This is a genomic window from Agrobacterium sp. B1(2019) (genome assembly GCF_008274755.1).
Taxonomy (GTDB): domain Bacteria; phylum Pseudomonadota; class Alphaproteobacteria; order Rhizobiales; family Rhizobiaceae; genus Agrobacterium; species Agrobacterium salinitolerans.
In genome coordinates this window covers 1,987,825-2,000,638 of the sequence record NZ_VTPB01000001.1, presented here as the reverse complement: position 1 = coordinate 2,000,638, position 12,814 = coordinate 1,987,825, and the positions used below count along the sequence as shown (strand labels likewise).

The 12,814-nt window shown below is 59.1% G+C and carries 13 protein-coding genes; all 13 read left to right on the top strand.

The annotated features are described in order from the left end of the window. Nucleotides 1–42: 42 nt before the first annotated feature. The 13 genes from AGR1_RS10065 (at nt 43) to AGR1_RS10005 (ending at nt 12,807) form a co-directional block, all read left to right on the top strand. Nucleotides 43–912, top strand: a complete 870-nt coding sequence (locus AGR1_RS10065; protein ID WP_187772105.1) for an IclR family transcriptional regulator — start codon at nt 43–45, stop codon at nt 910–912. Nucleotides 913–1,124: 212 nt separating this feature from the next. After that, nucleotides 1,125–1,865, top strand: a complete 741-nt coding sequence (locus AGR1_RS10060) for a LuxR family transcriptional regulator (protein WP_149146832.1) — start codon at nt 1,125–1,127, stop codon at nt 1,863–1,865. A 78-nt stretch (nt 1,866–1,943) separates the two neighbouring features. After that, nucleotides 1,944–3,167, top strand: a complete 1,224-nt coding sequence (locus tag AGR1_RS10055) for a CmpA/NrtA family ABC transporter substrate-binding protein (RefSeq protein ID WP_149146831.1) — start codon at nt 1,944–1,946, stop codon at nt 3,165–3,167. Between the two features lie 122 nt (nt 3,168–3,289). Further along, nucleotides 3,290–4,420, top strand: a complete 1,131-nt coding sequence (locus AGR1_RS10050; protein WP_149146830.1) for an Mrp/NBP35 family ATP-binding protein — start codon at nt 3,290–3,292, stop codon at nt 4,418–4,420. A gap of 338 nt (nt 4,421–4,758) precedes the next feature. Beyond that, the gene (locus AGR1_RS10045; RefSeq protein WP_162927417.1) at nt 4,759–5,736 is read left to right on the top strand and encodes a magnesium transporter CorA family protein; all 978 of its coding nucleotides are present in this window, start codon (nt 4,759–4,761) and stop codon (nt 5,734–5,736) included. Between the two features lie 15 nt (nt 5,737–5,751). After that, nucleotides 5,752–7,671: a potassium transporter Kup gene (locus AGR1_RS10040; protein ID WP_149146829.1), complete on the top strand. Its 1,920-nt coding sequence runs from the start codon at nt 5,752–5,754 to the stop codon at nt 7,669–7,671. Between the two features lie 146 nt (nt 7,672–7,817). Beyond that, complete coding sequence (locus AGR1_RS10035) at nt 7,818–8,981, top strand: cell wall hydrolase (RefSeq protein ID WP_162927416.1); 1,164 nt, start codon at nt 7,818–7,820, stop codon at nt 8,979–8,981. Nucleotides 8,982–9,251: 270 nt separating this feature from the next. Continuing rightward, complete coding sequence (locus tag AGR1_RS10030; protein ID WP_080791262.1) at nt 9,252–9,617, top strand: AtpZ/AtpI family protein; 366 nt, start codon at nt 9,252–9,254, stop codon at nt 9,615–9,617. Between the two features lie 60 nt (nt 9,618–9,677). Then, complete coding sequence (locus AGR1_RS10025; RefSeq protein WP_003521045.1) at nt 9,678–10,427, top strand: F0F1 ATP synthase subunit A; 750 nt, start codon at nt 9,678–9,680, stop codon at nt 10,425–10,427. A gap of 72 nt (nt 10,428–10,499) precedes the next feature. Continuing rightward, a complete protein-coding gene (locus tag AGR1_RS10020; RefSeq protein WP_003494147.1) occupies nt 10,500–10,727 on the top strand; it encodes a F0F1 ATP synthase subunit C in 228 nt (75 codons plus the stop codon). A gap of 79 nt (nt 10,728–10,806) precedes the next feature. Next, nucleotides 10,807–11,448 carry a F0F1 ATP synthase subunit B gene (locus tag AGR1_RS10015; protein ID WP_080791261.1) on the top strand — a complete coding sequence of 214 codons (642 nt, stop codon included), beginning with the start codon at nt 10,807–10,809 and terminating at the stop codon, nt 11,446–11,448. 1 nt (nt 11,449) lies between these two features. Further along, a complete protein-coding gene (locus AGR1_RS10010; RefSeq protein ID WP_080791260.1) occupies nt 11,450–11,935 on the top strand; it encodes a F0F1 ATP synthase subunit B in 486 nt (161 codons plus the stop codon). A 179-nt stretch (nt 11,936–12,114) separates the two neighbouring features. Next, the gene (locus tag AGR1_RS10005; RefSeq protein ID WP_246669637.1) at nt 12,115–12,807 is read left to right on the top strand and encodes a permease; all 693 of its coding nucleotides are present in this window, start codon (nt 12,115–12,117) and stop codon (nt 12,805–12,807) included. Nucleotides 12,808–12,814: the final 7 nt, after the last annotated feature.

Genomic DNA, 12,814 nt, shown 5'->3' with positions numbered 1-12,814 from the left:
CTAGATTTTACTAAATGGAATTATTCTCTTGGCGTCACGCTTATGTCAAGGCAGATGACGGTGGATGTTGCCATGCCCGATAATAAAAAGCCCAATGGTCAAAAGCCTGATGCGGTTCCAATGGCGCAGCGGAAGGCCGGCGTTGAGACGGGCACGCTCGGCAAAGCTGTCTCGCTGCTGGAGCTGATCGCCTTTGCTGAAAAACCGATGCGCTTTACCGATGTGGTCGAAGCCTGTGGCCAGCCGCGCGGCACGGTTCACCGCCAGCTCGCCCATCTCGTTGCCGAAGGCCTTGTCGATCACGCTGCCGATCAGACCTATGCCGTGGGGCTGAGGTTGCTGCAACTGGCCGCGAAAGCCTGGAGCGGCAACGACCTGCGCAGCGTCGCGGCCCCCCATCTGGCGGCCCTGCAGGAATTAACGCAGGAGTCGGTGCATCTCGCCGTTCTGAACGGCGGACAGGTGACCTATCTGGACAAGATGGAGGGCCGGCACACATTGCGCATGCATTCGCAGGTCGGCAAAACCTCCCCAGCCTATTGCACCGGCGTGGGCAAGGCGGCGCTGTCGCTGCTCCCCGCCAACGATCTGGCGCAGCTGGCCGCGGAACTGGATTTTCATCGCTTCACGGAAAGCACGGTCACGACGTCGGAAGGGCTTATGGGGGAAGTGGCGACAATTCGAGACAACGGCTACGGTTTCGACCTTCAGGAGCACGAGATCGGAATTCACTGCGTCGCAGCCCCGGTTCGGGCGCCCGGCCGCAATTTTTGCGCGGCGATTTCCGTTACCGGTCCGGCCTATCGCGTGGATGTGGAGCAGCTTCGCAAATGGGCCCCCCTGGTGCGCGAGACCGCCGACAGAATTTCCGACGATCTTGCGTGCAGATTATCCCCGGTGGCGGATGGTTGAGGAAAACGAGGATTTCCGGCCCGTGGATTTTGCAGGGTGAAACTGCCGGCCTTGCACCCATTCAGACACGTTCAATATTATTTTCGACTATTCTGAATTAAGTTTTCAACTTTCGTTTGCATGAATCGATTTGGTGAGTAACATCCGCAACAATTTCCGGGCAAGGGCAGGCCTTTGCGGCGGCATTTTCTCATTCTCGAAGAACAGCTTTGATGCAAAAAACAGAGGCGGCCGCCGTTCAGTCGATTGGTGTTGATTGCGTTCGCGAGATCGCCGGTCTGAACACGCAATTCGATATATTCCGGTTCCTGAAACGGCTGACGGAAGCCTGGGAATTCAGGGCTTTCATGGTTCTTGACCTGTCGTCGGAAGCGGCGAGCGAATTGTCGCAATATACGATCATCACCAGCTGGCCGGCGGAGCTTCTGCAGCGTTACGATGAAGAGGGCATGCTGCAAAACAGCCGGGTGATGGCGCAGTTGAAAAAATCGACCGTTCCTTTTTCCGTCTCAATGGATTTTCTGGTCGGAGGTGAGGGAGAAATCGCCAGGAAAACCGTGATCAACCTTTTAGAACGTTTCGAGATGATCAACTCGGTCTGGTTTCCCGTTCACGACATTACCATGCGACGCGGCGCGGTATCTTTTTCCGGCAACAAGACGGTCGTACCCACCGTCCGGCTTGCCGAGCTTTTATATATTTCCAGCCATGTCTTCGCCCGGCTGTCTGAAATCCGCCGGCTCGATCTCAGGGTCCCCGAAACACTGAGCGAGCGGGAGATCGACTGCCTGAACTGGACCGCCGCTGGCAAGACCAGCGCCGAAATCGCTGAAATCATGATGCTGTCGGAACATACCATCAATCATTACCTGAACCGCGCGACGAAAAAACTCGACACGGTCAACCGCACCCAGGCCGTCGCAAAAGCGCTGCGGGTCGGCCTGATAAAATAGCGAAACCGTAATTTTATCATTGTGATAAACCGTTTCCTGGGCGATCCTCTTTTCGAATCACCGGAAAGGAGAAATCGTTTGCCGGAACGGCATAGGGTAAAAGCAGGATTTTCTCCGACTATCGATTGCGCCGTGCTGATAGCCGCTGCCGAAAAAGGCTTTGCTGCCGATGAAGGCATAGAACTTGAACTTTTCCGAAAACAGTCCGCCCGCGCCGTGCTTGCGGCGCTTGGCGAGGATGGCGTTCACGTCGCGCACCTGCCCGCCCCGGTTCCGGTCGGCTCGGCTGTCGGCCTCGACGATCTGCCGGCCGATATTGTCGGCGTTTTCACGCTTTCCCTCGGCGGATCGGCGACGACCGTTTCCCACGGATTTTATGACGAGCTCTACCGCGAAGGGCTGAAGTTACCGGACCCGGCGGCTTTTGGACGCGCCATGGCCCGTGTCTGCGCCGCGCGCCGGGCGGCGGGTGGAAATCCGCCGGTCTTTGCGGTGGAAGATATCGTCTCCACGCCTTTTTATACCCTGCGTTACCTGCTCGGAAGCTGCGGCGTGCTGCTCGGCCGGGATATGGAAATCGTCGAGGCCGTGCCGAAGGCCATGCCGGCGCTCCTGGAAAGCGGCAAGGTCGATGCACTCTGTACCGCCGAGCCGGCGGGCAGCGCCGTGGTGCTCGGCGGCGCGGGGCGTATCGTCACCACCGGGGCGTTGATCTGGCGCAATGCGCCCGAAAAGATGCTGGCTGCGAAGAAGCACTGGGCGGAAGAAAACCCAGCCCTACTGGAAGGGCTGCTGCGCGCGCTCTACCGCGCCGGCGAATGGTGCGCCAATACCGCCAATATCGAGGAACTGGCCGGCATCCTCGCCGCTCCTCAATATATGGATGAGAACGGTGAATTCCTGCTGCCGGCGCTGACGGGCTATATTTCCACCTCGCAGAAGGACATGCAGCGCTTTCAGGAATTTTTCGTGACGAGCGCCAAGGCCGCCAATTTTCCATGGCAGAGCCAGGCCCTCTGGTTTTTCAGCCAGATGCTGCGCTGGGGCGAGATTTCCGCCGATTACCGGTTCGATCCCGCCATGGTGGAGGCGGCCCGTAACGCCTACCGGCCGGATATTTTCCGCAAAGCGATGAAGCCGCTTTTCGCGCCGGTGCCGGGCGCAAATCTGAAGCTTGAGGGCACGTTGCGTGAGCCTGTTCATGTCGGCGCATCGCGCACGGGTCTGGTGCTGGGCCCCGACTGCTTTTTCGACGGTCATGTTTTCGATCCGGAAACCCTGGAGATGGACGACGAAATCTGAAGCCGCAGCGTCAAATCGTCGCGAATGCCTGACTGTTGTCGCGCTTTGGCATTGGCGAAGCGCTCCGGCTTGTCTATGGATGGCACGCAATACCCGGTCGGATGATGAAGCGGAGCAGGAATATGGCAGATGTCAGCAGGAGCCAGGTGGAAAAGGCGCTGGAAGCGGTGGTCTATCCCGGCAGCGGCAAGAGCATCGTCGCACTCGGCATGGTCTCGGAAATTTTCATCGCCGATGCGAAGGCCTATTTCTCGATCACCGTCCCGGCCGACAGGGCTGCGGCGATGGAGCCGCTGCGGCTTGCCGCCGAACAGGCGGCCAAGGGCGTTGAGGGCATCGTCGGCGCGGTCGTGGCGCTGACGGCCGACCGCAAGCCCGGCCAGCAGCAGCCCGCACCGGCGCGCCCCGCCGCCGCAGCCGGCCGCCCGACCACTCAGCCCGGCTCGTCAAAGGTCGGCGTGCCGGGGGTCAAATCCATCATCGCCGTGGCCTCGGGCAAGGGCGGGGTGGGCAAGTCGACGACCGCCGTCAATCTGGCGCTCGGCCTCCAGTCGCTCGGCCTCAAGGTCGGCATGCTCGACGCCGATATTTATGGCCCCTCGCTGCCGCGGCTGCTGAAAATTTCCGGCCGTCCGAAGCAACAGGAAGACCGCATCATCCTCCCCATGGAGAATTATGGACTGAAAGTCATGTCCATGGGCTTTCTGGTGGATGAGGAAGCCGCGATGATCTGGCGCGGGCCGATGGTGCAGTCCGCCCTGATGCAGATGCTGCGCGAAGTGGCCTGGGGCGAACTGGACGTGCTGGTGCTGGACATGCCGCCCGGCACCGGCGATGCGCAGCTTACCATCGCCCAGCAGGTGCCGCTCGCCGGCGCCGTCATCGTTTCCACGCCGCAGGATCTGGCGCTCTCCGATGCGCGCAAGGGCGTCACCATGTTCCGCAAGGTGGAAGTACCGCTGCTGGGCGTCATCGAGAATATGAGCTATTTCATCGCGCCCGATACCGGTGTGCGTTACGATATTTTCGGTCATGGCGGCGCGAAGGCTGAAGCGGAAAGGATCGGCGTTCCGTTTCTCGGCGAAGTGCCGCTCACCATATCCATCCGCGAAATGTCAGATGCCGGAACGCCGGTCGTCGCCGCAGAACCCGATGGCCCGCAGGCCGCAGTCTACCGCGATATCGCGCAAAAAGTCTGGGCGCGCATCGGTGCGAGCGAGCAAAAAGCCGCCCCGAGGATTGTTTTCGAATAACGCTCCAGCCATGGAGCAAAGCCGGACAGGGTTTCCCCTTCCTTGATAGTCGTTTGAAAACATGAGATTAAACGGAAGTATCCGAAAGCATTTCCGGATTTGAGATCTAGAAATGCTGCGCCTGCAATGCTGTCGCGAAAAAATATTGCTTGATTGCATCTCGCTTTGGGCGCATACGCCTGCGCCGTTTGGCTCTTGGTCCATCGGGCCGGCGAGATTGTCAAAATCCCGCCTGTTCCGACGGTCCCTGAAGTGTCGTCCAAAGGTTTGCCGAGCGCAAACAGGATATGTTAAGCAGCATTGCGGCTGAAGCCTGCAATGTGGAGCGGAGAAACGGATTGATAAAAGCCTATCGCGCCAATTGCGAGGCGATCAGCCTGTCGTCAGACGACGGCTCCGGACAGGTCCCCGACGATATCGTCTGGATCGATCTCGTCAATCCGGACAGGGCGGAAGAGCAACATGTGGAAAAGCTGCTGGGGCTCGATCTGCCCACCCGCGAGGATCTGAAGGATATCGAACCTTCCAGTCGGCTTTATATGGAAGACGGTAATGTCTTCATGACCGCCTCTCTGGTGTGGAAGGCGGATTCGGACGACCCCCGCCTCACCGACGTCGCCTTTATCCTTGCCGGCAAGCGTCTGGTGACAATCCGTTACGCCGAGCCGAAATCCTTCCATCTCTTCACCGCCGCCATCACGCGCGTTCCGCATGAGATGCGCAGCGGCGCGGCGCTGCTCCTGAAGCTGCTCGAAACCATCGTCGACCGCACGGCGGAGATTCTCGAAAACTCGGTTACGGGGATCGACAATCTCGCCGCCGATATTCTCGGCAGCCAGGCTCGTTCCAAACGCAAGGCGCCGCGCTATCTCGAAGACCGCCTCGGAAACATCGCCGCCTATCACCGGCTGATATCGAAGGTCCGCGTGAGCCTTGCATCGCTGGCGCGCCTTCAGACCTTTCTGTCCACCAGCGATCAGATGCGCGAGGACAAGGGCGCGCGGGAACAGGGCAAGTCGATCGGGCGCGATATCCAGTCGCTGAATGAACATGCCTCCTTCGTTTCCGGCAATCTGACCTTTCTCTTGGACGCCTCGCTCGGCATCATCAATATCGAGCAGAACGGCATCATCAAGATTTTTTCCATCGCGTCGGTGGTGTTCCTGCCACCCACGCTGGTGGCCTCCATTTACGGAATGAACTTTCAGCTTATGCCGGAGTTGAACTGGACTTTTGGTTATCCTCTTGCGCTGATCGTCATGGTGATGTCCGCGATCATTCCGTTTCTCTTTTTTCGTTGGAAGGGCTGGCTCTGAGGAGCCAGGATCATCATGTCTCAAATCGTCGACAAGGACGTTGCCGAGAAACCGGATGCGGATGACAAGCATCAGAACAAAGGGCTTTATGCCGCGATCCTTGGTTCCATCGGCGTCGTCTATGGTGATATCGGCACCAGCCCGCTCTACGCCTTCCGCGAAGCCCTTCGGCCGATCGCCTATGACGGCGTGACGCAGGAAGAAGTCATCGGCCTCACATCCCTGATGATCTGGGCTTTGACGATCATCGTGACGTTCAAATACATCACGCTTCTTCTGCGTACCGACAATGACGGCGAGGGCGGAACGCTCTCGCTGCTGGCGCTGCTGATGAAGACGGCGGGCACCCACCGCAGCGTTCTCATCGTGCTCGGCCTCATCGGCGCGGCGTTGTTTCTGGGCGACGCCATGATCACGCCGGCGCTTTCGGTGCTTTCGGCGGTGGAGGGCCTGAAGCTCGTCACGCCGGAAATGGACGCCTTCATCATTCCGATTTCCGTCGGCATCCTCATCGGCCTCTTCGCCATCCAGTCCCACGGCACGGGCACGGTGGCGAAATTCTTCGGGCCGATCACCGCCGTCTGGTTCATCGTCATGGGTCTGGCCGGTCTTCTTCATATCGCCGATGATTTCAGCATCCTCTTCGCCTTCAATCCGTGGCATGCGGTGGAATTTCTGGCCAATGAAGGTTTCTACGGCGTCGTCGTGCTCGGCGCGGTCTTCCTGACGATCACCGGGGCGGAAGCGCTTTATGCCGATCTCGGCCATTTCGGCCGTCGTCCCATCCAGTGGGCGTGGTTCTGTCTGGTTTTCCCGGCATTGACGCTGAATTATCTCGGGCAGGGCGCGCTGGTGCTGAAAGACCCGGCGGCGATGTCCAATCCCTTCTATCTGATGTTCCCGCAATGGGCGATCCTGCCGGCCGTCATTCTGGCAACCGCCGCCACCATCATCGCCAGCCAGGCGGTCATAACAGGCGCGTTTTCGCTCGTGCGCCAGGCGATCCATCTCGGTTATCTGCCGCGCATGGAAATCCTCTTCACCTCGGAAACCAATACGGGGCAGATTTACCTTCCGGCCGTCAACACCATCCTCTTGTTCGGCGTCGTTGCACTGGTCATCACCTTCAAGAGTTCGGATGCGCTTGCCACCGCCTACGGTATTTCCGTGACCGGCGCGATGGTCGTCACCAGCCTGATGTTCTTCGAATTCGTGCGCAAGCGCTGGAAATGGTCGATCTGGCTGGCGCTTGCGGTGCTGACGCCGCTTCTGTTGCTGGAACTGATCTTCCTCGGAGCGAACCTCCTGAAGATCCACGACGGCGGTTATGTGCCGGTGCTGTTGGCCATCGCCTTCACCATCATCATGACCACATGGCAGCGCGGCTCAAAGATACTCTTTGCCAAGACCCGCCGCATCGATGTGCCGCTAAAGGCCTTCGTCGCCTCGGTGGAAAAGGAAAGCGCCCATGCGCCGGTGCGTGTGCCCGGCACGGCAATCTTCCTCACCGGCGATCCCGAGACGGCGCCGGCGGCGCTGCTGCACAATCTAAAACATAACCACGTCCTTCACGACAAGAACGTCATCCTGACGATCCGCACCGAGGACCAGCCGCGCGTCCACCCCGAAGAGCGTTATACGCTGACGAAGCTGAGCGACCGTTTTGCCGTGGTCGAACTGCATTTCGGCTTTATGGAGACGCAGAATGTCACCCAGGCGCTGGGCTATCTGAGACGCACCGGCTACAAGTTCGACATCATGTCGACCTCGTTTTACCTCGGCCGTCGCAAGCTTGTGCCGGATCCGAAATCCGGCATGCCGGGCTGGCAGAACCGCCTGTTCATCGCGCTCGCCGAAACCGCCGCCGATCCCTCGGATTATTTCCGCCTTCCGGCCAACCGCGTGGTGGAACTGGGTTCGCACGTCGTCGTGTGACCATTAGAAGATGGTTACACATTAACGTGAATCCGCGTCCGCGCGCGGCGTTAACCAAGCATCAAGGTTAATAAGAGATTCTCGAACACCTGTAGCAAATTTGGTTGTCGGTGTTCGGAGTGCTGGTTTTGCGTTCGAAAAGAGTAATGCGTCGTCGGTCCCCCGTGTCCCGTGAGGCGTGGGCGTCAAAATGGACCTCGCCCGTCGTCTTCGGCCTTGCCGCCTGGCTCGTTTTTCCCTCCCTCGCTGCGCGCGCGGATCTGGCCTCGCTTCTGGCCGGTCTGGATAATGGCGGCGAGCAATGGCGCATGGTGCTGACGGCCTCTCCGGCGGGCTCGGTGCACAATGCCTCGCTCACCTTCAACGATGCCGCAGGGGAGGCGGCGCTGCACGGCGGCGGCATGACCCTGCCCAATGGCAGCAAGGTCGCTTTCGTCACCAACAAGAAGGGCGAGGCAACGACGCCCGACAGCGAGCGCGTTAACCGCGCCGCCAAGAAGGGTCGTGTCGTCGCCACCGAAATCATGCAGCCGCCCAAGGCCTTCACCGCCGGTTCCGTCTTGCAGCGCACCAGCATGCTGGATATTGAGCCGCTGAAGCGTAAGGACCGCACCGCTTTCGTCAAACCGAAGCGTGGCAAGGATGTGGAACTCGCCTCCTTCTATTTCCGTCGCGAGGAAAAGAAGGCGGACAGAAGCGTCTCGCCGATGCTGGCCGAACTCATCACCAATCGTACGCCGGATATTCTGGCCACGGCCTATGCACCGGCCGAACCGGATTTCGCCCGCGAGTCGCCCTTCGACGCCATTCTCAAAAAGCCCGACGCCGGCCGTTTCGTACCGCAAATCGCCGAGGGTGACCACGCCTGGGCGGCCACCCCGTTGCCCGCCGCCGTATTTTCGGCAGCCGAACAACAATGCCTCGCCTCCGGCATCTATTTCGAGGCGCGCGGAGAATCGGTGAAGGGACAGGCGGCGGTCGCACAGGTCATCCTCAACCGCGTGCGCAATCCCGCCTATCCGAAAACCATCTGCGGTGTCGTTTACCAGAACAAGGACTGGCGCAACCGCTGCCAGTTTTCCTTCGCCTGCGACAATATCAAGGATCGCGTGAATTCCGAACGCCACTGGAAAATGGCGCGCGAAGTGGCAATGGCCACAACGGCTGGCAAAATCTGGTTGAAGGAAGTGGGATCGGCTACCCACTATCACGCCGTTTATGTGCGTCCCGCCTGGGGTCGCACGATGAAAAAGGTCGGCAGGATCGGTCTGCACGTGTTTTACCGTACCTATGGCGGCGGCTGGAGCTGATACCACCGCCAATTTGTCGCATTTTGCGTGTCAAAAATGCCGATTCCCTGGGGAAACATCGCCGCCAAACCGCGATTTGATATCAAGCTGTTGTTTTTGCATGATTAATTTGTGTCGAAACAACCGTCGACAGTGCCTTGACTAGAGAAGCCCCTAAAACTATGTTGCGCGCGACTTCAGAGCGGGCTGGAACAGGCTTAATCCGTCACCGTTTACAACTCCAAAGGGTTCTGGCATGGCTGGAACGGAGAAAATGGGTGGGATTTTAAGATGACTGGCAACCGTGGCGATAGTCTGGACGAGCGCCGCAAGCGCCTAGCCGATGAGTTGGCGAAGGTGAAGGCGGAGGATGAGGCGGAAGTGAGGGCGGAGACCAACGCTGCGGAAAGCCGGAAGGGCTTTGCGATGGCGGTCAAGCTCTCATCGGAGTTCATTTCGGCCATCGTGGTCGGCGCTATGCTGGGTTATCTTCTGGACTATTTTGCCGGCACGACGCCGTGGGGGATGATCGTTCTTCTTCTTCTCGGTTTCTGCGCAGGCGTATTGAATGTGTTGCGCTCGACGGGCGCGGTGGCCAAGCCGCCGCTGCTGGAAAAGGCGGACAGGCGAGACGAGGGTGGAAAAGACGGCGTTTAAGCTGTTTTTTCTTGCAGTTGAGATGCCGCGACAGGCGGCGACAGGTAAAGAGGGCAGCCGGTGGCAAACGATCCGACCCATCAGTTCTTGGTGCAGCCGATCATTCCGATCGAAATTGGCGGCGTCGATTTTTCCTTCACCAATGCGTCGCTCTTCATGGTCGCGACCGTGGCTGCGGCTTCCGGTTTCCTTTATTTCGCAACGTCGAACCGCGGTCTGATCCCGACGCGCATGCAGTCCGTTGCCGAAATGTCCTATGAATTCATCGCCTCCATGCTGCGCGAAGGCGCCGGCAAAAAGGGCATGGTATTCTTCCCATTCGTGTTCTCGCTGTTCATGTTCGTGCTGACGGCGAACCTTCTTGGCATGTTCCCGTATTTCTTCACGGTCACCAGCCAGATCATCGTTACCTTCGCGCTCGCCTGCCTCGTCATCGGCACGGTCCTGGTTTACGGTTTCTGGAAGCATGGCCTGCATTTCTTTGGCATCTTCGCCCCCTCGGGCGTGCCCAAGGCGCTTTTGCCGCTTGTGGCGTCGATTGAAATGATCTCGTTCCTCTCGCGCCCGATCAGCCTTTCGGTTCGTCTTTTTGCGAACATGCTGGCCGGCCACATCACGCTCAAGGTTTTCGCAGGCTTCGTCGCCTCCATGAGCGCGCTCGGCGCGCTCGGCGTCGGCGGTGCTGTCCTGCCTCTCATCATGACGGTCGCCATGACCGCTCTCGAATTTCTCGTTGCCTTCCTGCAGGCTTATGTCTTCGCGGTACTGACTTGCATGTACCTGAACGACGCCGTGCATGGTGGTCACTGAGAAGTAAAGTCGCTGGCCCCGGCAACGGGCGTCAAAAACAGCCGCAACAACCAATATCTCAAGGAGTCTCACATGGAAGCGGAAGCAGCAAAGTACATCGGCGCAGGTCTCGCATGCCTCGGCATGGCTGGTACGTCCCTCGCACTCGGCCGTATCTTCGGTGATTACCTGTCCGGCGCACTGCGCAACCCCTCTGCTGCCGACAGCCAGTTCGGCCGTCTGGTATTCGGCTTCGCCGTTACGGAAGCTCTCGGCATCTTCTCGCTGCTCGTTGCTCTCCTTCTCCTGTTCGCTGTTTAATACCGGCATCAGGTCTGGATCACGGCCCGCAACTGGCGTGCCGTGATCCTTCGCATTTGCAGTACCCCTGGAGGTGAGCATGTTCGTGACCGAGGCTTATGCCCAGTCAGCACCGACCGTAGGTGAAACGCATACGGAAACTCCGGCTGTCGGCCAGCCGCAACCGGAAGCCACGCACACGGAAACCGGTGTGGCGCACGGCGCCGAACACGGCGCTTCCGGCGTATTCCCGCCGTTCGACCAGTCCACTTATGCATCGCAGGTTCTCTGGCTGGCGATTACGTTCGGCCTTTTCTACCTGCTCATGCAGAAAGTCATTGTTCCGCGCGTCGGCGGCATTCTCGAAAACCGTCATGGACGCATCGCACAGGATCTCGATGAGGCGGCACGCCTGAAAAGCGAAGCCGACGCCGCTGTCGAAACCTATGAAAAAGAACTCGCGGCAGCCCGCGCCAAGGCAGGCTCCATCGGCGCTGCGGCGCGCGACGCTGCAAAGGCGAAGGCCGATGCCGACCGCGCCGCTATCGAAGCCGGTCTTGCCGAAAAGCTCGCCGCCGCCGAAAAGCGCATTGCCGGCATCAAGGATCAGGCTTTCGCCGATGTCGGCGCAATCGCCGAAGAAACCGCGACCGCCATCGTCGACCAGCTGGTCGGCGCCAAGGTCAAGGACACGGACGTGAAGGCTGCGATTGCCGCCGCTTCGAACGTGAAGGGAGCCTGATATGGCGTTTGATGCATCATTTTTCGCTCTCGTCGGTCTCGTCCTTTTCTTCGTCCTGATCGCCTATCTCAAGGTTCCCGGCATGTTCGCCAAGTCTCTGGACGAGCGCGCACGGAACATTCAGGACGAGCTGGCCGAAGCCAAGCGTCTGCGTGAAGAGGCGCAGCACCTGCTGGCCGAATATCAGCGCAAGCGCAAGGAAGCCGAGGCGGAAGCCGCTGGCATCGTTGCCGCCGCTGAACGCGAAGCCGCAGCGCTGACCGAAGAAGCCAAGCAGAAGACGGAAGAATTCGTCGCCCGCCGCACGGCTTTGTCGGAACAGAAGATCAAGCAGGCCGAAGAAGACGCCATCGGCGCCGTCCGCGCCGCTGCCGTCGACATCGCCATTGCCGCTTCCGAGAAGCTACTGGCGGAGAAGACCACCGCCGCCGCAAAGGCCAAGCTTTTCACCGCCACGATCGGCGAAGTGAAGTCGAAGCTGAACTGAGATTTTGCACACAAGCCTTCTTGGTAACGCAATCGGAAACCCCTCCAGTCCGCTGAGAGGGGTTTTTGCTTTATCCGGCCTTCCGCGATTGATTGTCTGATGACGAGTGACGGTTTCCGTTTACGCTGGTAGCATTCACCTCATACCATCGCGAAACGGGAGTTCGGAATTTGGATTTCATGAAACTGCTGAAATCCCTCGAAGAGCTTCTATACGAGTTGGTTTCGTGGCTGGTGTTTTATCCGATCACCCTGTGGCGGTCCGTCGTTACGCCACTCAGCATGATGCGTTACGCCGACGCGGAACTCGCCGATCGACTCGAAGATCAGTATGACGACACACTGAGCCCGCCTCTTTTTCTGCTGATAACATTGCTCGCGTCACAGGCTCTCACCAACTTACTCCCGTCTGTCTACGACACCACAACGGCAGCAAGGCAGCTTGGCTCCGGTTCGAACCTTCTTATAGCACGCGGTGTCATATTCGGTGTGTATCCATTATGTATGGCCGTCGCCCTGCTGCGCTGGAAAGCAATGATAATCACGCGAAATTCCCTGCGACCCCCGTTTTTTAGTCAATGTTATGTCACTGCACCGTTTTCGCTCGTTCTGGTGAGCGGGTTCGATCTTGCTTCCATGCCGAACGAATACGGATTGGCCATCGGCCTCACCGTCATTGCTCTGGCAACGGTCTGGTATGCGCAGGCTGAAGTTCGCTGGCTGAAACGGGAGTTGGGGGTTGGAGCGCTGAAGGCTGGCGTGATTTTCTCGGGCGCGTTTCTGGCCGCCAGTGTGGCAGCTCTTCTCCTTGCTTTGTTTATTACCGTCGAAGCCAAGACAATATATCCAGCGATCAGCGAGCATATTGGCTAAAGCAACC

Coding starts and splice junctions, on each gene's coding strand:
- AGR1_RS10005 (WP_246669637.1), top strand. CDS start 12,115: ATGAAACTGCTGAAATCCCTCGAAGAGCTTCTATACGAGTTGGTTTCG.
- AGR1_RS10060 (WP_149146832.1), top strand. CDS start 1,125: ATGCAAAAAACAGAGGCGGCCGCCGTTCAGTCGATTGGTGTTGATTGC.
- AGR1_RS10040 (WP_149146829.1), top strand. CDS start 5,752: ATGTCTCAAATCGTCGACAAGGACGTTGCCGAGAAACCGGATGCGGAT.
- AGR1_RS10015 (WP_080791261.1), top strand. CDS start 10,807: ATGTTCGTGACCGAGGCTTATGCCCAGTCAGCACCGACCGTAGGTGAA.
- AGR1_RS10050 (WP_149146830.1), top strand. CDS start 3,290: ATGGCAGATGTCAGCAGGAGCCAGGTGGAAAAGGCGCTGGAAGCGGTG.
- AGR1_RS10030 (WP_080791262.1), top strand. CDS start 9,252: ATGACTGGCAACCGTGGCGATAGTCTGGACGAGCGCCGCAAGCGCCTA.
- AGR1_RS10035 (WP_162927416.1), top strand. CDS start 7,818: ATGCGTCGTCGGTCCCCCGTGTCCCGTGAGGCGTGGGCGTCAAAATGG.
- AGR1_RS10010 (WP_080791260.1), top strand. CDS start 11,450: ATGGCGTTTGATGCATCATTTTTCGCTCTCGTCGGTCTCGTCCTTTTC.
- AGR1_RS10020 (WP_003494147.1), top strand. CDS start 10,500: ATGGAAGCGGAAGCAGCAAAGTACATCGGCGCAGGTCTCGCATGCCTC.
- AGR1_RS10065 (WP_187772105.1), top strand. CDS start 43: ATGTCAAGGCAGATGACGGTGGATGTTGCCATGCCCGATAATAAAAAG.